General features: G+C 30.6%; 19 protein-coding genes and 6 pseudogenes. 24 read left to right on the top strand and 1 reads right to left on the bottom strand.

Annotated elements, in window-relative coordinates; all coding sequences use genetic code 11:
• Window positions 1–8: 8 nt before the first annotated feature.
• The 15 genes and pseudogenes from JJC03_RS01720 to JJC03_RS17160 all read left to right on the top strand — a co-directional run bounded on the left by JJC03_RS01720 (window position 9) and on the right by JJC03_RS17160 (window position 15613).
• Window positions 9–685 (top strand): annotated as a pseudogene (locus tag JJC03_RS01720) (DedA family protein).
• Window positions 686–741: 56 nt separating this feature from the next.
• Entirely contained in the window at window positions 742–1128 is a 387-nt protein-coding gene (locus JJC03_RS01715; protein ID WP_235873872.1) for a hypothetical protein, read from the top strand.
• Window positions 1129–1189: 61 nt separating this feature from the next.
• Window positions 1190–3678: pseudogene (locus JJC03_RS01710) on the top strand (YbcC family protein).
• A gap of 276 nt (window positions 3679–3954) precedes the next feature.
• Window positions 3955–4077, top strand: coding sequence for a hypothetical protein (locus tag JJC03_RS17180; RefSeq protein ID WP_258932088.1), 123 nt, complete (start codon window positions 3955–3957; stop codon window positions 4075–4077).
• A 68-nt stretch (window positions 4078–4145) separates the two neighbouring features.
• On the top strand, window positions 4146–5558 hold the full coding sequence (locus JJC03_RS01705; RefSeq protein WP_258932087.1) for a proton-conducting transporter transmembrane domain-containing protein: 1413 nt from the start codon (window positions 4146–4148) through the stop codon (window positions 5556–5558).
• 17 nt (window positions 5559–5575) lie between these two features.
• Window positions 5576–7189, top strand: a complete 1614-nt coding sequence (locus JJC03_RS01700; RefSeq protein ID WP_235873871.1) for a SulP family inorganic anion transporter — start codon at window positions 5576–5578, stop codon at window positions 7187–7189.
• Window positions 7190–7231: 42 nt separating this feature from the next.
• Window positions 7232–7999: a DUF2490 domain-containing protein gene (locus JJC03_RS01695; RefSeq protein WP_088444478.1), complete on the top strand. Its 768-nt coding sequence runs from the start codon at window positions 7232–7234 to the stop codon at window positions 7997–7999.
• A 158-nt stretch (window positions 8000–8157) separates the two neighbouring features.
• A complete protein-coding gene (locus JJC03_RS01690; protein ID WP_235873870.1) occupies window positions 8158–8346 on the top strand; it encodes a hypothetical protein in 189 nt (62 codons plus the stop codon).
• A 5-nt stretch (window positions 8347–8351) separates the two neighbouring features.
• Window positions 8352–9317: a TolC family protein gene (locus JJC03_RS01685; protein WP_235873869.1), complete on the top strand. Its 966-nt coding sequence runs from the start codon at window positions 8352–8354 to the stop codon at window positions 9315–9317.
• A gap of 12 nt (window positions 9318–9329) precedes the next feature.
• Entirely contained in the window at window positions 9330–9497 is a 168-nt protein-coding gene (locus tag JJC03_RS17175) for a hypothetical protein (RefSeq protein WP_258932086.1), read from the top strand.
• Entirely contained in the window at window positions 9494–10426 is a 933-nt protein-coding gene (locus JJC03_RS01680) for an efflux RND transporter periplasmic adaptor subunit (protein ID WP_258932085.1), read from the top strand. Before JJC03_RS17175 ends, JJC03_RS01680 begins: the two co-directional genes overlap by 4 nt.
• A complete protein-coding gene (locus JJC03_RS17170; protein WP_258932084.1) occupies window positions 10426–11283 on the top strand; it encodes a carbohydrate porin in 858 nt (285 codons plus the stop codon). The genes JJC03_RS01680 and JJC03_RS17170 overlap by 1 nt, the downstream gene beginning before the upstream one ends.
• Window positions 11253–11765, top strand: coding sequence for a carbohydrate porin (locus JJC03_RS17165; protein ID WP_258932083.1), 513 nt, complete (start codon window positions 11253–11255; stop codon window positions 11763–11765). The genes JJC03_RS17170 and JJC03_RS17165 overlap by 31 nt, the downstream gene beginning before the upstream one ends.
• A 10-nt stretch (window positions 11766–11775) precedes the next feature.
• Window positions 11776–14873, top strand: a pseudogene (locus tag JJC03_RS01670) (efflux RND transporter permease subunit).
• A gap of 605 nt (window positions 14874–15478) precedes the next feature.
• On the top strand, window positions 15479–15613 hold the full coding sequence (locus JJC03_RS17160) for a hypothetical protein (protein ID WP_258932081.1): 135 nt from the start codon (window positions 15479–15481) through the stop codon (window positions 15611–15613).
• Window positions 15614–15651: 38 nt separating this feature from the next.
• Here JJC03_RS17160 and JJC03_RS01665 read toward each other — a convergent pair whose 3' ends face one another.
• Window positions 15652–16905 carry an NAD(P)/FAD-dependent oxidoreductase gene (locus JJC03_RS01665; RefSeq protein ID WP_103714637.1) on the bottom strand — a complete coding sequence of 418 codons (1254 nt, stop codon included), beginning with the start codon at window positions 16903–16905 and terminating at the stop codon, window positions 15652–15654.
• 106 nt (window positions 16906–17011) lie between these two features.
• Between JJC03_RS01665 and flxA the strand changes: the two are divergent.
• From flxA to JJC03_RS01620, 9 genes and pseudogenes are all read left to right on the top strand, one after another.
• Window positions 17012–18530 (top strand): annotated as a pseudogene (flxA, locus tag JJC03_RS01660) (flexirubin biosynthesis tyrosine ammonia-lyase FlxA).
• 1023 nt (window positions 18531–19553) lie between these two features.
• Window positions 19554–20285 carry a flexirubin biosynthesis SDR family reductase FlxB gene (gene flxB, locus JJC03_RS01655; RefSeq protein WP_088398307.1) on the top strand — a complete coding sequence of 244 codons (732 nt, stop codon included), beginning with the start codon at window positions 19554–19556 and terminating at the stop codon, window positions 20283–20285.
• Between the two features lie 19 nt (window positions 20286–20304).
• Complete coding sequence (locus JJC03_RS01650; protein WP_235873868.1) at window positions 20305–21528, top strand: beta-ketoacyl-[acyl-carrier-protein] synthase family protein; 1224 nt, start codon at window positions 20305–20307, stop codon at window positions 21526–21528.
• Window position 21529: 1 nt separating this feature from the next.
• Window positions 21530–21778, top strand: coding sequence for an acyl carrier protein (locus tag JJC03_RS01645; protein ID WP_088398309.1), 249 nt, complete (start codon window positions 21530–21532; stop codon window positions 21776–21778).
• Between the two features lie 6 nt (window positions 21779–21784).
• Window positions 21785–22662: pseudogene (locus tag JJC03_RS01640) on the top strand (lysophospholipid acyltransferase family protein).
• Window positions 22663–22674: 12 nt separating this feature from the next.
• Window positions 22675–23572, top strand: a pseudogene (locus JJC03_RS01635) (dialkylresorcinol condensing enzyme DarA).
• A 4-nt stretch (window positions 23573–23576) separates the two neighbouring features.
• Entirely contained in the window at window positions 23577–24710 is a 1134-nt protein-coding gene (gene darB, locus JJC03_RS01630) for a dialkylresorcinol biosynthesis protein DarB (protein ID WP_088398312.1), read from the top strand.
• Window positions 24710–25156 (top strand): hotdog family protein, encoded by a 447-nt coding sequence (locus JJC03_RS01625; RefSeq protein WP_088444473.1) that lies wholly within the window; start codon window positions 24710–24712, stop codon window positions 25154–25156. Before darB ends, JJC03_RS01625 begins: the two co-directional genes overlap by 1 nt.
• Window positions 25149–25610, top strand: coding sequence for a hotdog family protein (locus JJC03_RS01620; protein ID WP_088398314.1), 462 nt, complete (start codon window positions 25149–25151; stop codon window positions 25608–25610). The genes JJC03_RS01625 and JJC03_RS01620 overlap by 8 nt, the downstream gene beginning before the upstream one ends.

Below are 25610 nucleotides of genomic sequence, written 5' to 3'. Positions count from 1 at the left end.
AAAGTTTTATGAAAGATTTCAATTGGTTGCAATTATTAAATCCTGAATTCTATATTTTATTGGAGTTTGGTGGAATTAAAATAGGATTAATTGTAGTTTTATTTATTGTTTTTGCGGAAACAGGATTATTAGCGGGTTTCTTTTTACCAGGTGATAGCTTACTTTTCCTTGCAGGAATTTATAGCGAAACATTGATGAGTCAAATTTCTTTAGGAAATGATTTTATGAATGTTACTGTTTTTGCTTTCTTAGTTGGACTTATGGGAGTTATAGGGAACATGGCAGGCTATTGGTTTGGTGCTAAAAGTGGAAATTATTTATACAATCAAAAAGATACATTCTTTTTAAGAAAAAATATTTATATCAAGCGAAAGATTTTTTTGATAAATATGGTAATCGTGCAATTGTATTTGCCCGTTTCTTGCCAATTGTTAGAACATTTGCACCTGTAGTAGCTGGAATCGTTCAAATGGATAAAAAGAAATTTATGTTTTATAATATAGTAGGGTCTTTTTTATGGGCTTTTTCCATGATTTTTGCAGGCCATTATCTTCACGCTTTGTTTTTACAAAGCTTTGGGATTGATTTAAAACATTACATAGAAATTATAGTAATAGCAATCGTAGCCTTTACTACATTTCCTGTTTTATGGAAAATATTTAAAAAGAAAGCACATATTGAATAAAAAATTGCATAAGTTTGTTTGCTATAAAATTAAGCTAACGAAATCGGATGTTTAAATTGTTAAATAATAAAATAGCTTTTGAAAAAAGAGGATGTTTTTCATTTCTCTTAGCCATTTTATTGTTGTTTTCGATTTCTGGAAAAAGTTACTGTAATGTAGAGAGTTTTTCAAAAATTCCAGTAAAAATAGAAAAGGAGAGTCCAGCTAAATCTAAGATCCTCTCTATTAATCAAAATCTAGATGATGAAGATGAAGAATTAGCAGAACTTGATCTTGAAGATGATAGTATAGAAGAGTTTATTTCGTCTAAAGATTTTGTTTTTGCCCTTCAATTACTTTTATTTAAAAAATCTTTAAACATAATTGGTTATAAGAGTTTAAGACTTATCTATAACCAGCCTCTTTACATACTCTACTGTAATTGGAAGTATGATCTAGTTTAATTAATTCCCTAAATGATGTATTTACATCAAAAATGAGGTATTAATTAAATATTTCCCCAAAATGAATTTAACGAATCAGCAATTCGTGGAGCATGATGTACTTCACGAGTTATCGCATTATTTGCCTGCACAAAATCCGTTAAAAGACTTTGTGCATCATAATACTTTGCATGCGTTTCAAAAACAATCTTTTTCGATGCTTTGCATCAAGCTTCCGTAGTATTTGGATATAAAACCTATTTGTCATTGGCAGAATTCAGAGCGAAATATGCTAATGGTGAAATACCTAAAGCAATTTTAGATAAAGTATTGTACGAACGCAAGCTAGAATATTCTTATCAATTATGGCAACACAAAGTATTAAACGAGATATATGATGAATCTTTGTCTTCTAAAATAGGTCGTGTTCGTTCTTTATGGAAACAGCACTATGCTATGAATTTGGATAAAGCAACGCATGGTATCTTATTTAGAGTATTGTGTAGTTATTTAGATCAAGGAATTTCAGTTTGGTCTTTTCCAGTTCATGATAAAGGTTTTTTAGCCTCTATAAGAGAGTTAGATAAAAATGGAATTACAGGATTCTTTAAGACACCAAGAGCAAAAGCATTATTGCAAAAAGAGGTGAGCATAGAAGAATTATTACATATTGTTGTAGGTAATGAAGCCTATTATACACACTACTTATTTGATCAACAGTTTTCACATCCAGGATGGAGTGGAATGGTTGCAACATTAGAGCAGAATCCCGTTTCATTATTAGCTAAAAAAACTATTACATTACAAGAACTGATTAAGTTTGAACTGTTATTAGAAATAGATGTTTTAGATCAAAAATTCGGTGAAAATTGGAAACCCATTGCTCATAATTTACATGAAGTACCCGAAAATATTTTTTCTGTTCCAGAATATTCAGAATATTTTGAAGTATTATCTATATGGCAAGAGGCTTTTGAATGGAGCTTTTATAATCAAGCGCTATTAGGAATACAACAAACCAATGCAGAAATGATGCGTAAGGAGCAAACTAGTTTTCAGGCAATGTTTTGTATGGATGATAGAGAGTGCTCGCTTAGACGATATATAGAAGAAGAAGATTCTAATGCGCAAACTTTTGGTACAGCAGCATTTTTTAATTTTGAGTTTTTTTATCAGCCTATAGAAGGTAAATTTTTTACAAAACTTTGCCCTGCTCCAGTAACACCAAAATATTTGGTAAAAGAATTACCAAGAAAGAAAAAACATGCTACGGATCTTCATTATCATAAACATACTCATTCCTTATTGTTTGGTTGGTTAATTAGCCAGTCATTAGGCTTTGCATCAGCTTTTAAATTATTCTTAAATATTTTTAAACCTGCAATAACGCCTGCAACTTCGGCTTCTTTTAAACACTTGAATAAAAAATCACAATTAGTGATTGAAAATGAAAATGGTTTACAACAAGATGGATTACAAGTAGGCTTTACAGTAGAAGAAATGACTACTCGTGTAGAAGGATTGTTTAGATCTATAGGGCTTGTAAAAGATTTTGCCCCTATAGTTTATGTAGTAGGGCATGGAGCTACTAGTGTAAATAATACACATTTTGCAGGTTATGATTGTGGTGCTTGTAGTGGAAGACCTAGTTCTGTAAATGCTAAAGTATTATGTTTTGCCGCTAACCATCCAGAAGTAAGAGCTCTTTTGTTAAAAAAGGGTATAAATATTCCAAATACAACTCAGTTCTTACCAGCATTGCATGATACAACTCGTGACGAAATTGAGTTTTATGATGAGAAAATATTGACGGAAACGAATTTATTAATCCACACTAAAAATAAGAAAACCTTTGAAAGAGCTTTAGATAAAAATGCGGTAGAACGTTCTCGTCGTTTTGAAATTATTACTAAATCGGATGACTTAAAGAAAGTACATGAGTCTGTTAAACTCCGTTCTGTTTCTTTGTTTGAACCACGTCCGGAATTAAATCATGCTACTAATGCTATGTGTATAGTAGGGAGGAGAACAGTCTCTGAACAATTGTTCTTAGATAGACGTTCTTTTCTTAATTCATTTGATTATCAAGTAGACCCTAAGGGCGATTATTTGGCTGGTATATTAAATGCAGTAGCACCAGTAGGAGGTGGTATTAATCTAGAGTATTATTTTTCTAGAGTAGATAATCACAAATTAGGAGCTGGTTCTAAACTACCTCATAATGTCATGGGGTTAATAGGAGTTGCTAACGGTATTGATGGAGATTTACGTCCTGGATTACCTAATCAAATGATAGAAGTACACGATCCTGTTCGATTATTAGTAATAGTTGAACATTTTCCAGAAGTAGTTCAGTATGCTATTACTAAAAATCCAGCAACTTATGAATGGTTTTATAACGAATGGGTTAATCTAGTTGTATTTCATCCAGAAACTAAACAACTTTTTCGATTTGTTAAAGGAAACTTTGAGTTGTATAAACCAATAGAAGTAACACTAGGAAATATTGATAATATACTTCAATACACACAAACTAGTATGGATAATTTGAAAGTGGGTATCATTAAATAAAAGCTAAGGATATGTGGAATGAAATTTTAATAGCATTTGTGTTAATTCCTTTTGCTGGTTTTTTTATTAGTTTTTGGTTACCTGAAAAAAAGAATCGTGGTTATCTCGGACTGCTTTAAGTACAGTTTTAATTCAATTATTAGCGTTAACTATATTTTTATTTTATTGGGGACTAAAAGGAGCAAAACCTTTCAATCTTTTTGAGGTTAGCTTGGTGAAAACAAATCATTATGAGTTTTTTATAGATTTCTTTTTGACAAAGTAACAGCAGTTTACTTGTTTGTAGGTGCCCTTTTAATTTCTATGGTTACTACTTACAGTCGTTATTATTTGCACAGAGAAAAAGGATATAAACGTTTTTTTATGACTGTTTTATTTTTCTTTTTGGGTATAATTTAGCTGTTTTATCAGGAAATTTTGAAACTTTATTTATAGGATGGGAAATTATCGGGATTTCATCTTTTTTATTGATTGCATTTTATAGAGAACGTTATTTGCCTGTAAAGAATGCGTTTAAGGTATTTTCTATTTATCGTATTGGAGATGTTGGTTTATTGTTAGCTATGTGGGCAAGTCATCATTTATTCCATGAGAATATTACCTTTATGAAGATGCACAATTATGAGTTAGTAAGTGAACATCTTCAAACGCATTCGTTTATTGGTGTTTTTATTGGCTTATGTTTAGTATGTGCAGCCGCTGTTAAATCAGCTCAGGTTCCTTTTTCCTCTTGGTTACCTCGTGCAATGGAAGGACCTACACCATCAAGTGCAATTTTTTATGGATCTTTATCTGTACATTTAGGTGTATTCTTAATGTTACGCACACATCCTTTTTGGGAGCATCAAACTTCATTGCGAATTGCTATTGTTGTAATGGGAGTATTGACTAGTTTGGTAGCAACTTTTATGGCTCGCGTACAATCTTCTGTTAAAAGTCAGATCGCATATAGTTCTATTTCTCAAATAGGATTGATTTTTATAGAAATAGCACTTGGTTTTGATAATTTAGCTCTATTACATTTTGCAGGTAATGCTTTTTTAAGAACATATCAGCTTTTAGTTTCCCCTTCAGTTGTAAGTTATTTAATAAGAGAGCAATTTTACCATTATGAACCAGTAGAGCATACATTTGAAGACTCTTTGCCAAAACGATTAGAATATGCGCTTTATATATTAAGTGTAAAGGAGTTTAACCTAGAAAAAATAGTAAACTTCTTTTTATGGAAACCTCTTAAGTCTATAGGTAAACTTTTAAATTTCTTAAATCTTAAAAGAACATTTATTCTTTTTGTGCCAGTTTATATAGGAGGTATATTATTATTAAATAGTCAATCGAGATTATCTGATCAAATAAATCATAGACTACCTGAATTTTTTGCTTTTATTGGTTTAATATCTGTTTTTAAATCATTTTCAGAACGAAAAAGCCCTTTTGTAGCTTGGGTTTTGATAATATTTAATCATTTTTGGATTGTTTTGGCCATTTTATTTAATGAAAAAGTTGATTTATATGAAGTTTCTTTATATCTCACAGGAATTATAATTGCTGGAGTTTTAGGCTATATAGCACTTCTGAAGTTAAATAAAATAGAAAATGAAACATCATTAAATCAATATTTAGGACATGTATATGAACATCCTAAATTTGCATTCTTCTTTTTAGTTGCAGCTCTTGGTGTAACAGGATTCCCTATTACAACAACTTTTATAGGTGAAGACCTTTTGTTTAGTCATATAGAAAGTGATCAGGTTGTACTAGCTTTTTTTATAGCTAGTAGCTTCGTAGTGTCTGGAATTGCGGGTATTCGTATTTATACTCGTTTGTTTTTAGGACCTCACATAAAAACCTATCATGAATTACCGTATAAATCTTCTTAGAAATAAAAAAATATAGTATGAGCAAAAATAAATTAAATATTCCAGCTGATGGATTAGCTGGATTAAAAGAAAATTTTTCTTCTGATGCATTATCAGGATTCTTAGTGTTTCTGTTAGCGTTACCATTAAGTATGGGGATTGCTCAAGTATCTGATTTTCAACCTATATATGGTCTTGTGACTGCTATGGTTGGAGGTGTGTTAGTGTCTTTAGTTGCAGGGTCAAAATTAACAATTAAAGGACCAGCTGCAGGATTAATAGTCATTGTAGCAGGTGCTGTAGCTGAGTTTGGTGGTGGAGAACAAGGTTGGAAATACGCATTAGGAGCAATTGTAGTAGCAGGTGTATTACAAGTAGTATTTGGAGTTTTAAAATTTGGAAAATTAAGTGATTTCTTTCCTTTGTCTGCTGTACATGGTATGTTAGCTGCTATTGGATTAATAATTATGAGTAAACAAATACACGTTTTACTAGGTCAAAATCCATTAACAGAAGAAAGAAAACCTATGGTAGAACCACTAGAATTATTAAGTGCTATTCCACATACTTTAATGAACCCTAATGTAACAGCAATGCTTGTAGGTTTAGTAAGTTTAGTAATTGTTTTTGGATGGCCTATGATTAAGCATCCATTAGTTAAAAAAATACCCGCAGCTTTAGTGGTGTTAGTAGTAGCAATACCTCTTTCATTTGCACTTGGTTTACAAAATATACTAGATGATAAAGGAACTCCCAAATATTTGGTACATTTTGGGAAAGGTTTATTAGATACTTTAGCAATAAATGTAAGTTTTGGTGGTTTATCACAGATAGGAATCTTTGTAAAATACGTTATTATGTTTGCTTTAGTAGGTAGTTTAGAAGCTTTACTAACTGTAAAAGCTATTGATATGATGGATCCTTTTAAACGAAAATCAGATTATAATAAAGATTTAATTGCAGTTGGTTTAGGTAATATAGTAGCAGGCGTTTTAGGAGGGTTACCTATGATCTCTGAGGTTGCCCGTTCTTCGGCGAATGTAAATAACGGAGGTAAGACCCGTTGGGCTAACTTTTTTCATGGATTTTTTATTTTAATTTTCTTACTTTTAGCCGTTAAGTTTAGTGATTTGATTCCTAAACCAGCTTTAGCAGCAATGTTAATAGGGGTAGGATATAAATTAGCGCATCCAAAAGAGTTTATTCATACTTTCGAAATAGGAAAAGAACAATTAGCTATTTTCTTAACGACTATTGTATTTACTCTTGCTACTGATTTATTGATAGGAATAGGGGCTGGTATGTTATTAAAAATGATTATACATGCTATAAACGGTACGCCTATATCTTCATTCTTTAAAGCTCCAACAGAAGTTTCTTTTGAAGGGAATGATTATTATGTTAAGATAAGTAAAGCAGCTGTTTTTACTAATTTCCTTGGGATTAAAAGAAAATTAGAAGAAATTCCTACAGGCTTTAATATCACCATTGATTTAAAAGGAACAAAATTGGTAGACCATTCCGTTATGGAAAGTTTAGAACATTTTAAACATGATTACGAAGCGCATGATAATAGTACAGTAATTATTAAAGGTTTAGAAAATCATAAGCCCTTGTCAAGTCATAAATTAGCAACACAAATTAGCAAATGATTTCATAAAATCTTATTTTCATAAAGCATATAAAAAGACACAATGAAGTTTAATTTAAAAAAAATAGGGGTACTACTAGTACTCCTATTTATAACCATAGGAACAGCTACCCAAGCTCAAACAATAAATCATAACAAGGATATTTGGTTTCATTATATGGGTAAAAATATGTTAAATAAAAAAATATCTTTTACTTTAGAAGCAACCATGCGTTATGCTAATGGATTTGATGAAAAACAGCAATATTTTATTCGTCCTTCAATTGATTATCATTTTCATAAAAACTTTATAGGAAGTATTGGTTATTCACATTATAATACTTATGTGTATGGTGAAACTCCTATAAATAAAACAGATACACCTGAAGATCATATCTGGATACAAGGAACTTATGTTTTAAATAGTGGTGATTTTAAATTTACAAATCGGTTACGTGATGAATATCGTTTAGTAGGGATTCCTATAAAAAATACAGATGGGAATTATGAAATTGATCATTATGACTATAGAAATCGTTTGCGTTATATGTTTGTAATAAATTATCCATTAGTTAAAGATGATAATGGGAAGTCTAAGCTGTTCTTAAATGTTGGAGATGAGGCTTTTATAAATATAGGAGTAAAAGACGCTAAAACACTATTTCAACAAAATAGAATAATTGCAGGATTTGGTTATAATCTAAATTCACATCATCAAATACAATTAAATTATATTCATCAAAACAATTGGAATTTAGGAAATACAATTCAAGAAAATAATCCAACGGTTAGAATTTCCTATTTAACAAATTTTGATTGGTACAATAAATAAAAGATTTTTAAGTTATTTATTGCGATAAAATAAAAGACTTATATTTTACAAAAAAAATAAAAAATGTTAAATAAAATATTAAGAGGTTTTTTTTGTGTGTTGTTTTCAGTCCTATTTATTCACAAAAAGCACTCAGATTAGAAGATTGTGAATTAGCATTGAAAAAAAATAATTTACAATTAATTGCTCAACAGTATAATATTGACGCTTCTAAGGCACAAATTATACAAGCAAAAATATGGCAGCAGCCCATAGTTTCAGGTGAATTAAATTTTTATAATCCAGAAAAAGAAAAATTTTTGATGCAGGAGCAGCGGGGCAAAAAGCATTTGCAATCCAGCAATTAATTTACATGGGAGGTAAAAAACGAAATGAAGTAGCCTTTGCTAAATCTAATGCAGAATTAGCTGAAATACAATTTCAGCAGGTACTCTTAAGTTTAAAACATCAATTAGCACAAAATTTTTGTAGTATTTATTTTGATAATCAAAAAATTAAAGTTCTTGTTTCTCAAATAGAGAAATTAGAATTTTTGTTAGACGTTTACAATACACAAGCTCAAAAAGGCAACATAGCTCTAAAAGACGTGGTAAGACTTCAGACATTATTATTAAGTCTTAGAAATGAAAAAAACGTAATAGCTAAAGATATTATTATTAGTCAACAAAATCTTTCATTTATTACAGGTATTCCAGAGGTTATAGATCCTGTTTTAAACGAAAAAGAACTTTTAGCTAATTATACAAGTACATTGCTTACAAAAGATGATATGAAAGCTAAGCTATTAGAACATAACCCTGAATATTTATGGACTAAAAAAATGAGTGAAAGTCAAGCACTTTATTTGAAATGGCAACAGTCACTTAATACACCAGATGTAACGCTTGGAGGAGCATACGATCAATCAGGAGGAGCTTTTAAAAATCAAATAAATCTTACCTTTGCAGTCCCTCTGCCATTATGGAAACAAAACAAAGGAAACATTGCCCTTGCTAAAGCACAGCTAGAACAGAGTAAAAATAATTTAGAACTTAAAAGGCAGGAATTAGAAACTAATTTAGCAACCGCTTATTTAGTTTGGCAACAGCAATTGCAGCAATATAGTGGAATTACAAATAATATGACATCAGATCTAGAAAAAGTATATGAAGGAATATTGTCTAATTTTCAAAAGAGAAATATAAACCTTCTTGAGTTTACAGACTTTTTGGAAAGCTATAATCAAGCCGTTATACAGCAAAATGAGATTAAAAAACAATGGATTATGTCAGGATTAGACCTTAATTATATTACCAATGTTGAAATATTTAAACATTAATTAATTTTTGAAATGAGAAAAATATTGAAAGATAATCTATTAGTTGCAACTGTTTTATTTGCAATTATGTTTGTGTCTTGTAAAGAGGAAGCTAAAAAGGAACAAAAAGAAACAGGTATTGTTTTAACTGATAAAATGCTTCAGACTACTCAAACAAAGGTGATTAAAAAGAACAATTGAAAAATGAAATTCAATTTTTTGGAAAAATTACAGCGGATAATAACAAATTTATAGAAGTATATCCAGTAGTAGGAGGAAATGTGACAAAAGTATATGTTCAATTAGGAGATTATGTTCAAAAAGGACAATTATTAGCAACAATTAAGAGTACCTCAGTTGCAGGATTTCAAAAAGATTATGATGATGCAAAAAATGAAGTAGTTGTAGCAAAAAGTAATTTAAAAGCGGCTCAAGAAATGTACGAAGGTAAATTAAATACTGAGCGTGATGTTTTAGAAGCTAAGAGTGCTTACAATAAAGCCTTAGCTCAATTAAAAAGAAGTCAAGAAACGAATACAATTTATCAAGTGCATGCGGGATCAATTTTTGAAGTTCGCGCTCCTATTGCAGGATTTATTACTCAAAAATCTATTAATGAAAACACGCTTTTACGTGATGATAAAACAGATAATATTTTTGATATAGCTCAAATTAATAAAGTATGGGCAATTGCAAATATTAATGAAAGTGATATTGAATTAGTTAAAGTTGGTGAAAACGCAGAAGTAACAACCTTGAGTTATCCTGATAAAAAATTTTATGGAAAGGTTGATAAAATTTTTAACATAATTAATCCAGAAACAAAAGCGATGAGTGCTCAAATAGTACTAGATAATCCAAAATTTTTATTAAAACCAGAAATGCGCGCTAATATCGTATTGTCTTATAAAGAAAATGATTATATGTTAGCAGTCCCTTCGAATGCCGTTATATTTGATAAAAGTAAAAACTTTGTAATGATCTTTAAATCCCGTTCTAATATTGAAACACGTCAGGTAGAAGTTTTTAGACAAGTAGGGAATGTAACATTTATTTCTGCTGGACTGAATGAAGGAGAAAAGGTTATCACTAATAACCAATTATTAATTTACGACGCTTTAAACGACTAATGAAAAAAATAATTTATATAACAGTAATCCTATTTGCATTACAAGGTTTTGCACAAGTTAATGATACCATCAATCACCGAAAAGGATTTACTATTCACGCACAAACTACGGTAATAAATCAAACGAAAGCAGGGTATAAAGCACCTTATTCTGGGGATAATAGTTTGACTTTAGAGAATGAAAGTAAAACTTCTATTACAGGAACATTATATTTAGGAGCAAAATTATGGAAAGGAGCAAGTATTTATCTTAATCCTGAAATAGCAGGAGGGTCAGGACTTAGCGAAGCCTTAGGTTTAGGAGGTGCTACAAATGGAGAAACATTTAGGATAGGTAATCCAGAACCCAAAATCTATGTAGCAAGAATGTTTTTTAAACAAATATTCGATCTAAATAGAGGAGAACATAAGAAAGATATTCAAAATTATTTTCATAATCACAGTGATTTTAATCAATTAGATGAATATGTACCCAATAACTATTTTGCATTTACCATTGGAAAAGTCAGTCTTGCTGATTTTTTTGATGATAATCGCTATAGCCATGATGCACGTACCCAGTTTATGAATTGGGGTTTAATGGCCAATGGAGCTTGGGATTATGCAGCTAATACACGTGGGTATACACCGGCAGTTGTTTTAGAATACATAACGCCTAAACATGAGTTGCGTTATGGAACAGCTTTATTACCTCTGGCAGCAAATGGTAATGATATGAATTGGAATTACCCTAAATCTTCTTCTCATAATTTAGAATATACCTATAAATTTAACTTTAATAAAAGGCCAGGAGCCATTAGAGCCCTTACTTTTTTAATGCAACTTATATGGGAGATTATCAAAAAAGTATCCTTTTAAATCCTATCAGTCCAGATACAAAAAATGTAAGAACATATGGAGGAACAAAATATGGATTTGGTTTAAATGCAGAACAAGAACTAGCTGATGATTTAGGTGTTTTTGCTCGTTTTAGTTGGAACGATGGAAAATATGAAACATGGGCATTTACTGAAATAGACAGAAGTTTTAGTTTAGGAGGTGTTTTAAATGGGAACCGTTGGAATAGAAAAAGTGATGTTTTAGGTTTCGCCTATTTAGTTAATGGATTATCAAAACCTCATCAAAATTATCTTAAATCAGGAGGAAAAGGATTTATGTTAGGAGATGGTTATTTAAATTATACTCCAGAGCACATTGTAGAAACTTATTATTCCGCTGAGTTAGTCAAAAATCAGATGTATTTAACAGGTACTTATCAATTTATAGTAAATCCTGGTTATAATGCAGATAGACAAGGACCCATAAATGTCTTTTCCGTTAGAGTACATTGCCGAATTTAAAAAATAAATTATGAACAAATTCATAAAAAATATAATAGCTTTTTCCATAAAGAATAAGCCTTTTACTTTTTTTTGGGTAGCAGTACTCGTTATATCAGGTTTTGTTGCCTTTAAAAATATGCCTATTGAAGCATTTCCAGACGTTACAAATACACAAATTATTATCGTAACAGAATGGAATGGACGCAGTGCAGAAGAGATTGAACGTTTTGTAACTACCCCTATCGAAATCTCTATGAATTCGGTGCAAAAGAAAACCAGCGTTCGAAGCATTACTATGTTTGGACTTTCAGTGATTAAAATCATTTTCGAAGATGATGTAGAAGACTTTTTTGCACGACAACAAGTAAATAATCAGCTTCGAAATGTTTCTTTGCCAGATGGAGTAACCCCTGATGTTCAGCCTCCTTATGGACCTACAGGTGAAATTTTTAGATACACACTTCAAAGTAAAAATAGGGATAGTAAAGAACTGTTAACATTACAAAATTGGGTTATTGATAGACAGCTAAGAGCCGTTCCTGGTGTTGCAGACTTAGTAGCCTTTGGGGGACAAGAAAAAACATATGAAATAAGTGTAGACCCAAATAGATTAGCAAAGTATGGTGTCACACCGTTGCAAGTATATGAAGCTGTAACTGAAAGTAATATTAATGTCGGAGGTGATGTTATTGAAAAAAATGGTCAAGCTTATGTAGTTCGTGGAGTTGGTCTATTAGGAAGTATTCAAGATATAGAGAATATCATAGTAGATGATGCTGGAGGCAATCCAATTTTAGTTAAAAACCTTGCTGATGTTCATGAAAGTGCAATGCCTCGTGTAGGACAAGTTGGATTAAATAGTAATGACGATGCCGTAGAAGGAATTGTGGTTATGAGAAAAGGTGAAAATCCAAAAGAAGTTTTAGAACGAGTAAAAGCTAAAATAGAAGAATTAAACACTTCTATTTTGCCTAAAGATGTAAAAATGGTGACTTTTTATGATCGAGATAACCTTATGAATTTTACTACAGAAACAGTAATGCACAATATGTTTGAAGGTATCATTTTTGTGACCGTTATTGTGTTTCTTTTCATGGCCGATTGGCGCACGACAGTTACCGTTTCAATTATTATCCCTTTATCCCTTCTGTTTGCATTCTTATGTTTGAAATTAAAAGGAATGAGTGCCAATTTACTATCATTAGGAGCAGTTGATTTTGGAATTATTATAGATGGAGCCGTCGTAATGGTGGAAGGTATCTTTGTGACTCTAGATCATCTTGCACATAAAAAGGAATGGATAAATTTAATAAGTTAGCAAAAGGGAAAATTATTAAACAAACAGGAACTACACTTGGTAAGGCTATTTTCTTTTCAAAACTTATCATTATTACGGCTTTGCTTCCTATTTTTGCTTTTCAAAAAGTAGAAGGAAAAATGTTTTCTCCTTTAGCTTATACATTAGGTTTTGCATTATTAGGAGCTTTAATTTTTACCCTTACACTCGTTCCTGTACTATGTCATATCTTTTTAAATAAAAATGTTAAAGAAAAACACAATCCATTTGTTAATTTTTGGGATAACTTAGTTCAAAAAGGATTTAGTTGGACCTTTGCAAATAAAAGGATTACTTTAATCATTTCAGGAACATTAATAGCGATAATTCTTTTTTCAGCTAAGTTTATGGGGACAGAATTCCTACCTCAATTAAATGAAGGAGCATTGTGGGTAGAAGCAAAATTTCCGATGAGTCAAAGTTTAACAGAAACAGTTAAAAGAACTGCTGTCTTAAGGAAAGAATTGCAAAAATTTCCAGAAGTGAATGGTGTTTTAAGTCAAGTAGGACGTAGTAATGATGGAACAGATCCTAGTGGGTTCTATTATGTGCAAATGCAGGTAAATTTAAAACCAAAAGAGGAATGGAAAAGAAAAATTTCTATGGATGATTTGGTTCGTGAAATGGATAAAAACTTATCACAATATCAAGGTATAGGATTTAATTATTCTCAGCCAATTATTGATAATGTAGCAGAAAGTGTAGCAGGGATTAATGCCTCTAATGCCGTAAAAATTTATGGTGAAAATTTAGAAGAATTAGATAGGCTTGCCAATCAAGTAATTGCTAATATAAAAAATGTAGAAGGAATAAAAGATGTAGGAATTCTTCGTAATGTAGGACAACCTGAAGTTAGTGTTATTTTAGATCGTGATAAAATGGCTGCTTATGGAGTTAAAATTTCTGACGCTCAAGCCGTTTTAGAAATGGCTTTTGGAGGAAAAACGGCTACTGAAAAATATGAAGGAGAAAGAAAGTTTGATGTACGGGTTCGTTATTTAAAAGAATACCGAAAAGATGAAAAAGATATGAGTAATCTTTTAGTGCCAACTCTTAATGGAAGTAAAATACCAATTAAAGAATTTGCGAAAATTAAAAAGATTACAGGACCAGCATTTATTTATCGTGATAATACCAAACGTTTTATTGGAGTTAAGTTTTCAGTTAGAGATCGTGATTTAGGAAGTACAATAGCCGAAGCACAACGAAATGTAGCTAAATTAAAATTACCTACAGGATATAGTATAGGATGGACAGGAGAATTTGAAAACCAAGTACGAGCTACAACTCGTTTGGGGCAGATGGTGCCTATTAGTTTAGTAGGAATATTTGTTTTATTATTCATTATGTTTGGAAATATAAAAGATTCCTTATTAGTATTAGCTAATGTACCCTTTGCTATTATTGGAGGAATTTTAGCACTCCATATAACAGGTATGAATTTTGGAATTTCAGGAGGTGTTGGATTTATAGCCTTATTTGGAATTTGTATTCAAAACGGGGTTATATTAATATCAGAATTCCACCAAAATATAAAAGAAAAAATGAAAATTGAAGATGCCATTTTAAAGGGAGTCAAAATGCGAACAAGACCTGTAGTAATGACGGCTTTAATGGCTTCCATTGGATTGTTACCAGCTGCAATCAGTACAGGTATAGGCTCCGAAAGTCAAAAACCTTTAGCAATTGTAATCATTGGAGGTTTAATAACAGCCACAGTGTTGACTTTATTAGTTTTTCCTATTATATTTTGGGTTTTCAATAGAGTTAAACAAAATCCAATTACGTAATTGTAATTTTTTATGTAATTTAATGTAAAAGCCTATTCTAGAATTTATAGAATAGGCTTTTACGTTTATTACTTATAATCTAAAGATACCATTGTAATTGTTTAGAATGTTAATACAACATGTTTGCTTACATGTATTCTAAAAAAATGATAATCTATGAGAAAAAGAATTTTACTATTTGTATCTTTTTTGTAATAATATCCTTTTTACAAGAAATTAAGATTGCTAAAAAAACTGTTTTTCTAAAAGATGAAGCAGGATTAAATGTATAATTTGATTACGCTAATCTAAAATTATTAAAGGAAATTTAATAGAAAGTCAATATACAGCTAATCGTTCTGCTGAATTAAATGAGAAAAATAGAGAGGGAGATATTTGGAAAAAAAGAGAACAATCAAGATAGAGAGTTTGGAACCCTAAATTTATTCAATTAGTTAATGAAGTTTTGAAAAAAATGATCAAAAATTATATGTTAGCGAAAGTCTTTGTTAAAAGTATACTTTGTTAAGACAAGTAGGCCGGATTTATTCAGGATGGTATGTTTATATGATGTAAACTAACTACTACTCTAAAAAATTATTGAGACAGCTAATAAAAATAATGTTTTGGTTGAAGTAAGAAGTGAATATGCTCCTAGAAATAAAATGGTTAGTAACTTTACAAATGAATCACATATTGGTGAAGGATTTGCTAAAATAGGTAAATCATTTGCTAAATTAATTTTGAAAGATTTAAAATAGTACTTAAAGAACGAATATTAAAAAATCCCAAGTTATACTTAGGATTTTCCTTTAGCTTCTTCCTCCATTTTTAGTAGGTGCGCCATGTTTTTTATAACGCTATCATGTTTTTTTACGAAAGAATTCGTTTCATCCCAAACATAGCCTGCTAAAACAGCACATATTTTCTTTTTAACATCAGGGTTTTCAGGTTGATGGAAGAATAAAGTTTGAAGATTTCCTGTATACCACTCCTTTACATACGTTGTAAAGACATCAATTCCTGATCGCATATATTGGGTAAATTCAATTTCCCAGTCAATCTTTTCCCCTTTTAACTGTCGGTGAACTAATTTAGCAGATAGCATACCAGATTCAGTAGCAAATGCCACACCAGATGAAAATACAGGATCTAAGAATTCTGAACTATTACCTGTTAAAGCAAAACCATCACCGTACATCTTTTTTACAGATCTTGAATAATTTTCTAGTTTTACAGGTTCAAATAAGAAATCGACACCTCCAAAACGTTGAATATAATAATCTGATTTCTGAATTGCGTTTTTTAAAGCTTCCGCAGTATCATTATTTTTAGATAATGAATTGATAAATGAAGTAGGACCCACTATACCTACACTTGTGTTCCCATTAGAAAAAGGAATAACCCAAAGCCATACCTCTGTTTCTAAAATATCAAACGAAATAAGCGTGCCTTCTTCTCCTTCAGGTCTATTAATATCCTTAACATGTGTGAATATAGATGAATGAGGATCTAGCTTAGAAGGCGTATCCAAGTCTAATAAACGAGGTAATACTCTGCCATATCCACTAGAATCAATTATAAATTTAGCATGAATTTCTTTCGTTTCTCCATTTTTATCTTTTACTGTTGTTATAGAATTAGAACCATCAAATTTTACATCTAATACCTCCGTTTCGAACTCTAAATCAATTCCCTTTCGGATAACTTCTTCTGCTAAAGTATTGTCAAAATCAGCACGAGGTACTTGCCAAGTCCAATCCCATCCCTTACCATGTTTGATACTAAAGTCAAAAACACATATTTCTTCCCCTCTTATGAATCGAGCACCTAATTTTTTTTCAAAATTCATGGAATCTAATGCCGGAAAAAGTCCACTCTCATAAAAATGATCCATTACTCTAGGGATTAAACTTTCACCTACTACTAATCTTGGAAATTTGGTTTTTTCGACCACTTTTACACTTGTTCCGTTATTGTGTAAATAAGATGCTGATACACAGCCAGAAGGTCCAGCGCCGATTACTAAAACGTCTACAAATTCTTGTTTCATATTTGCTTTTTTCTTTATGAGAATGTATTAACTTTGCACCTTCAAAAATAAATACATAATATCAAATAAAAAAGATATTAATCAATTGTTATAAAAATTAGTTTGGATGGGAGTTATACAAGAATATTTAAAGCTCGAAGAATTCATTTCCATAGTGTTTAAAAATCAAAATGTAGAGATTAGTCAAGAAGTATTGAGCAGAGTTGAAGAAAGTTTTGAGTTTTTAAAAAAATTTTCAGAAAATAAAATAATCTATGGTGTAAATACAGGTTTTGGTCCTATGGCACAATATCGTATAAAAGACCAAGATAGATTGCAGCTTCAGTATAACTTGATAAGAAGCCATTCATCAGGTACAGGTAACCCCCTAAACCCAGTCAATGTAAAATCAGCTATCTTAGCAAGATTGAATACGTTGTCATTAGGGAATTCAGGGGTTCATCCTTCTGTTATTAATCTAATGAAAGAATTTATTAATAGAGATATAACACCATTAATTTTTGAACATGGAGGAGTAGGAGCTAGTGGAGATTTAGTGCAGTTAGCTCATTTAGCACTAACCTTAATAGGTGAAGGAGAAGTTTTTTATAAAGGCCAAAGAAAAACGACTAAAGAAGTTTTAGAGGTAGAGGGATTAGAACCTATTAAAGTTGAATTGCGCGAAGGATTAGCATTAATGAATGGTACCTCTGTTATGACCGGTATTGGAATTGTTAATGTGTATAATGCACAAAAAGCTTTGGATTGGTCAGTAAAAATAGCAAGTGCAATAAATGAAATAGTGCAAGCTTATGACGACCATTTATCTGCTGAACTAAATAATACTAAACATCATTATGGTCAGCAAGAAATTGCAAAAATGATGCGTGAACATCTAAAAGATAGTACGTTAGTCCGTAAGCGAGAAGAACATCTCTATAATGGTGAAAATAATGAAGAAGTATTCAAAGAAAAAGTACAAGAATATTATTCATTACGTTGCGTTCCTCAAATTTTAGGTCCAGTCTTAGATACAATAAAAAAATACAGCTAAGGTTTTAGAAAATGAAATTAATTCAGCAAATGATAACCCTATAATAGATGTAAAAAATAAGCATGTATACCATGGAGGTAATTTTCACGGTGATTATATTTCCCTAGAAATGGATAAATTGAAGATTGTAGTTGCTAAAATGACTATGCTTGCAGAAAGACAATTGAATTACTTATTAAATTCTAAGATTAATGAATTATTACCACCATTTGTTAATTTAGGTACATTAGGATTTAATTTTGGAATGCAAGGAGTTCAATTTACTGCAGTATCTACTACCGCAGAGTCACAGACTTTGTCAAATCCAATGTATGTTCATAGTATTCCGAACAATAATGATAATCAAGATATTGTTTCCATGGGAACAAATTCAGCTGTAATGGCAGGTAAGGTAATTGAAAATGCTTTTGAGGTATTAGCTATCGAAATGATTACTATTGTTCAAGCAATTGATTCATTAGGTTATGCAGCTCAAGTATCCTCTTCTACTCGTAAATTTTATGATGAAGTTCGTACAATTGTACCAACTTTTAAAGACGATATGGTGATGTATCCATATGTCCAAAAAATAAAAGATTATCTAATGCAATAAATCATTGAAGAGAGATTTTTTTGTTAATAATTAGCTCTACTTAGAGAAAACAAAAAGTTTAGTTTTATTAAAAGAGATGAACAAGTTGTTATATAATCAAAATATAAAAAACAAGAAATTTTGTTGAAAAATTAATACTTGTTTAGATAAAAAAATAATCAGGATTTGTTCGTCTGAGAGGAAAAGTACTCATGAGTCTTACCTGAGCGAGTTTAAAAAATAATAACGATATCTGTATTGTAGCTAAGGAGGATCAATAGATGAATAAGGATAATCTTTGTTTAAGCTTGTGAAATAAAATCTTTTTGATTTTGAACAAGGAGTATTTTTATAATGCAAGGAAAGTATTTCTGAACTCAAATTATGATAATGTTCTTTTTTGTGGATAACTTGCTCGTCTTAAAATTAGAGATTTATGAAGTGTTATAAATCAGAATGGCAAAGAAGTTGTAGCAGTCGGTTATAATGGAATAAGTGCTTTTTTAAAAGTAATTTTTTATAGGCTAGGCAATAAGATAAATTCGGATTAGTCAAAGAGTATCAAGTTTATGTTTCTAGAAGATATTATTAAAATAATATGGATCATGATCAGGTTACAATGGTTAGAGAAAAACTAAAATGGGTTATATAAATATAAAACCTAAATATGAGAAAGTACGCCATTTTTGGGAAGTTTAGCGACTGTAAAAAAATAAAGGGTTGTGGGATATATAACGATAATGGAAATGAAAACATCAACCTATTTATACAAATACTGGATGTTTTAGTTCTGATGCTTTAGCTTATGTATAAGAGTTAAAAGAGGAGATTGTAGATTAAAAAAGAAAAGTCATAATCTCTTTTAAGTTTAAAATAACTTTTGGATAGAATTTTAATGCAAATAAAAGAGATTTATTCAAAGCCTTCTCAAGTAAGATGTTTTAATGAATAGGGTTTTCAGACTAAAGAAGGAAAGTTGTTTACAGACAAAAGGTACGATTAAGGACAAGTATTTCTAAAATAAATAAACTTAAAAAATAAGTTATGAAGTGTGTATTAGTCACAGGAGGTTCAAGAGGAATAGGAAGTGCTATTTGTAAAAAAATAGCAGCTGAAAAAAAATACCATATCTTAATTAACTATCAAGGAAATAAACAAGCTGCTCTTACTACTTTAAAAGAAGTTCAGGATTTAGGAGCTACTGGTGAAATTATAAAGTTTAATGTTGGAGATCATGCCGAAGTAACACAAGTTTTGACAGAATGGCAAGAAGCTAATCCTGAAGCTATTGTGGAAGTAATTGTAAATAATGCAGGAATTACTCGAGATGGATTATTTATGTGGATGACACCCGAAGATTGGAATAATGTTATTAATACTAGTTTAAACGGTTTTTATAATGTTACAAATTTCTTTATTCAAAAGATGTTGCGTAATAAATATGGACGTATCATTAATATGGTCTCTGTTTCAGGAGTAAAAGGAACAGCAGGACAAACTAATTATTCAGCCGCAAAAGGAGCTGTTGTAGCTGCTACAAAAGCATTAGCACAAGAAGTAGCTAAACGAAATATAACAGTTAATGCAGTGGCACCGGGCTTTATTCGTACAGATATGACAGGTGATTTGGATGAAAAAGAATTAATTAAAATGATTCCTGCTAATCGTTTTGGAGAAGCAGAAGAAGTAGCCGCTTTGGTAAGTTTTCTAGCTTCTAAAAATGCAGGATACATTACAGGAGAAGTCATAAATATTAATGGAGGTATTTATTCTTAATAACAGCTTATAGATAAAAATGGATAGAAGAGTAGTTATAACAGGTATGGGGATTTACTCTTGTTTAGGTACTTCTTTAGAAGAAGTTCGAGAATCATTATATCAAGGGAAATCAGGTATTATTTTTGATGCAGAAAGAAAAGAATTTGGTTTTCAATCAGCACTTACAGGAATGGTTCCTAATCCAGAATTGAAAACACTATTAAACAGACGTCAGAGAATTAGTATAGGGCAAGAAACAGAATTTGCATATATGGCTACTATAGATGCTTTAAAAAATGCAAATATAGATGATGCCTTTTTTGATAAAAATGAAGTAGGTATTCTTTATGGTAATGATAGTGTTTCTAAAGCAGTAATTGATGCTACAGACATTGTAAGAGAAAAAAAGGATACCGCTTTAATCGGTTCTGGAGCTATATTCAAATCAATGAATTCTACTGTCACAATGAATCTAGCTACTATTTTTAGATTAAGAGGTGTGAATATGACCATTAGTGCTGCTTGTGCAAGCGGTTCGCATTCAGTAGGTCTTGGTTTTCATTTAATTAAAAGTGGATTACAAGATATTATTATTTGTGGAGGAGCTCAAGAAATAAATAAATATAGTATGGCTAGTTTTGATGGATTAGGTGTTTTCTCTCCAAGAGAAGAAAATCCAGCTAAAGCTTCTAGACCATTCGATAAAAATAGAGACGGATTAGTTCCTAGTGGTGGTGGAGCTACGTTAATATTAGAAAGTTATGAATCTGCTATAAAAAGAGGAGCTCCTATTATTGCCGAAGTAGTAGGTTATGGTTTTTCCTCTAATGGAGGACATATTTCTACACCTAATGTAGAGGGACCTTCAACCGCTATGCGTAGAGCCTTAGAACAAGCAGGTTTGGTAGCAGATCAAATAGAATATATAAATGCACATGCAACTTCTACTCCTTTAGGAGATGCAAATGAAGCAAAAGCAATTTATGAAGTATTTGGAAACAAACCATTTGTAAGCTCAACTAAGTCCATGACAGGACACGAATGCTGGATGGCTGGTGCTAGTGAACTAATTTATTCTACCTTAATGATGCAGCATGATTTCATTGCACCCAATATTAATTTTGAAGAGCCAGATGAAGATTCAGTCAAGTTAAATATAGCAAAAGAAACTATAAATAAAAAATTTGACTTATATTTGTCAAATTCATTTGGGTTCGGTGGAACAAATTCCGCTGTTATAGTTAAGAAATTTAAGGGATAAAATGGAATCAACAATTATTTTAGAAAAAATTAATGAAATTTTAGTAGATGAATTTGAAGTAGATGGAGAGGCTATTTCACCAGAAGCAAATTTAAAAGAAACATTGGGTTTAGATAGTTTAGATTATGTAGATCTAGTTGTTTCAATTGAAGCAAGTTTTGGTGTTAAATTAGTAGAAGCTGATTTTGCTGGAGTTAATACTTTTCAGGATTTCTATAATTTAATTGAAACAAAAATAGCACAAAAATAATTACTTATGAGCCAATGGGATGGTAAATCCAAAGGGACTCTTTTAGGATATAAAATTTTTGTGTTTTGTATAAAAAAGCTCGGAATTCGAACTGCTTATCTAGTTCTTTTTTTCGTAGCTTTTTATTATTTTCTTACACAATTTAAATCTAATAGAGCTGTTTTTTACTATTTACATCATCGCCAAAAACAAAATAAATTAAAGGCTTTTTTAAATGTTTATAAGAGTTATTTTGTTTTTGGACAAACGTTAATTGATAAAGTAGCCATTTCTGCTGGTCTACGAGATAAATTTACCTATGAGTTTGATGGAATAGAAATTTTAAAACAATTATTAGCAGAAAAAAAGGAGGGGTGCTTATAAGTGCCCATGTTGGTAATTTTGAAATAGCAGAGCATTTCTTTGGAGAAATAGATCTAGAATGTCAAATTAATTTAGTAACAACTGATTTAGAACATTCCGTTATCAAGCAATATTTAGAGTCTGTTACACAAAAACCATCTGTAAAATTTATTATTGTACGAGATGATTTGTCTCATATATTTGAAATTAATCAAGCACTAGCTAATAATGAATTAATCTGTTTTACAGGCGATCGTTATTTTGAAGGAACTAAATGCTTTGAACAAGAATTCTTAGGAGAAAAAGCACTATTTCCAGCCGGACCATTTTTAATAGCATCTAGATTAAAAGCTCCAGTAGTTTTTGTTTACGTAATGAAAGAACCAAAATTACATTACCATCTGTATGCAAGAAAAGCTATTGTGAAACAAAGAGATGAGAAAGGATTATTAAGAGCTTATACAGAAAATGTAGAAGGAATACTTAAAAAATATCCATTACAATGGTTTAATTATTTTGATTTTTGGAAAACTAAATTCTAGCTATATATAAAAGTGAAAAAAATTTTAGTAGTACATTTTAGTCAGTCTGGACAATTAACAGAGATTATTAACAACATTACAGCCCCATTAATAAGTGCTCAAGATGTTCAAGTTAATTATTATAATATAGCCATAGAAAAAGAATTTCCTTTTCCTTGGAATAAAACAGCTTTTTTTGATGCTTTCCCCGAATCATTTTTGCAAATCCCCTATTTATTAAAAGATTCTCAAAATACAATTTTACATCAAAAATATGATTTAGTTATTCTGGGATATCAAGTTTGGTACTTAAGCCCATCTATCCCTATAAACTCCTTTTTAAAGAGTAACGTAGCAAAAGAATTACTTAAAGACACTCCTGTTGTAACTGTTATAGGAGCAAGAAATATGTGGGCTTTAGCACAAGAAAAAGTCAAAAAACAGTTAAAACAATTAGGTGCTGTTTTAAAAGGAAATATTGTTTTAGTAGATCGTAATATTAATCATATTAGCGTTATTACAATTGTTCAATGGATGTTTTCAGGTAAAAAGAAAAATATCTTGGAATTTTTCCTAAGCCTGGTGTTTCTCAAAATGAAATTCAAAATTCAGATAAATTTGGCACAGTTATATTATCTTTTTTAAAAGATAATAGCCTTAATCTACAAGAAGAATTAATAAAAAATCAGGCTGTTGAAATCCGTCCATTTTTAATTGAAATGGACCAGAAAGCAAATAAAATGTTTGAAATTTGGTCTAATTTTATTATAAAAAGAAAAAAACTAGACCCTTTTGGTTAAAAGTATTTAATTATTATTTATTTATAGCTATTTGGTTAATTTCACCGTTAGTATATTTGATATATTTGTTAAAACGCCCATTTATAAATACTAAAATTAAAAAACTAAAATCCTATTATCAAGGAGTATAAATATATGTTTGACGTTTACATTACTCGATCTGGAAAATTTTTACCAAATGATCCTATATCAAATGAAGATATGGAAACTTATTTGGGATTAATAGATAACAAAACCTCTAAAGCCCGTCGTATTATTTTGCGAAATAACGGAATTACTTCACGTTATTATGCTCTTGATTCAGAAGGAAAGCCTACTCATTCTAATGCTGATTTAACACAAAAAGCAATTGAAGGACTTCTAGATGATCAGTTTGATCTTAATGCCATCCAACTTTTATCTTGTGGGACTTCTACACCAGATCATTTATTACCATCGCATGCTGCTATGGTACACGGATTATTAAAGAATAAACCATTAGAAATTAACTCTTCCTCTGGTGTTTGCAATGCAGGTATGATAGCCTTAAAATTTGCCTTTATGTCTATAAAATCAGGCAATACCACAAATGCAATAGCTACAGGCTCAGAAAGAGTTTCTACTTGGATGTTAGCAGATCGATTTGAAAACGAAATCGTTAACCTTAAAAAATTAGAAGAACAACCAATAATAGCCTTTAAAAAAGATTTTTTACGTTGGATGTTGTCGGATGGAGCAGGTGCCTTTTTACTAGAAAATAAACCTAGAGGAGAATATTCTTTAAAAATTGAATGGATGGAATCCTATTCGTATGCTCATGAGTTAGAAGCTTGTATGTATGCAGGAGGAGATAAAAATGAAGACGGTTCTATTAAACCATGGAGTGATTATCCAACAAATGAATGGTTGGAGCAATCTGTTTTCTCTATTAAACAAGATGTTAAGTTATTAGATGCACAGATATTAGTAAAAGGGGCATTAAGTATGAAAGATGCTCTTGATAAAAATAAAGTAAAATCAAATCAAATTACTTATTTCTTACCCCATGTATCCTCTCATTATTTTGTTAAAGGATTGGCAGAAGAATTACAAAAAATAGGAGTTAGCGTTCCAATTGAAAATTGGTTTATGAATCTTCATAAAGTAGGAAATGTAGGCTCAGCTTCTATTTATTTAATGTTAGAAGAATTAATGAATTCAGGACAATTAAAAAAAGGAGATACCATCTTGTTATCAGTGCCTGAAAGTGGAAGATTTTCATATTCATATGCTTATTTAACCGTTTGCTAATGATTACTACTCAATTTCCAATAGTAGATAAAAATTTTGTGGAAAATTTAATACCACAAAAATACCCTTTTGTGATGATTGATAAGTTAATAAGGTATCAAGAAGGAAATGTAATTGCAGGATTAACAATAACAGTAGATAATATTTTTACCCAAAATAATATCTTTCAAGAATCTGGTTTAATAGAGCATATGGCTCAATCAGTAGCGCTTTATACAGGGTACCAATATTTTTTAAAAAAGGAGTCAGCTCCTACTGGGTATATAGGTTCTATAAATGGAATTAATATTTTAAAACTGCCTGAGTTGAAAGAAGAAATAATAACAGAAGTTGTTATTTTGCAGGAATTTATGGGAGTAACACTAGTAGAAATCACATCTACCATAGACGGTCAAGTAATAGCTACTGGTAAGATGAAAACAGTAATAGCAGGATCAAATGAATAATATAGAGGAAGTAATTGAAATTCAAAACTTTTTGCCACATAGAGCCCCTATGTTAATGGTAGATTATATCCTCAATTTGTCAGAAACAACTGTGAAAACTATTTTTGAAATAAAATCAGATAATGTTTTTATACAAAATGCTCTTTTTGTAGAAGCAGGAATGGTTGAGAATGCTGCACAAACCTGTTCAGCTATTGTAGGACAAACTTTTTTTGTTGATGAAAATCAGCAAATAAAAGAAAATGTAAAAGTGATAGGTTTTATTAGTGGAATAAAAAAAATACAATTATTCGACCTGCCTAGAGTAGGTCAGACGATTATTACCGAAGCCCAGCTAAAATCTCGTTTTGATAGTGATGGTTATTGTATTTGTACAATGGATTGTAAATCCTATAGTGATGATATCCAGCTTTTAGAAGCTGAAATTAACTTATTTATTCAGCAAACTGATTAA

The organism is Flavobacterium oreochromis, assembly GCF_019565455.1.
Classification (GTDB): Bacteria; Bacteroidota; Bacteroidia; order Flavobacteriales; family Flavobacteriaceae; genus Flavobacterium; species Flavobacterium oreochromis.
The sequence above is the reverse complement of the archived record's forward strand: the minus strand, read 5'-3'. Positions and strand labels throughout refer to the sequence as shown.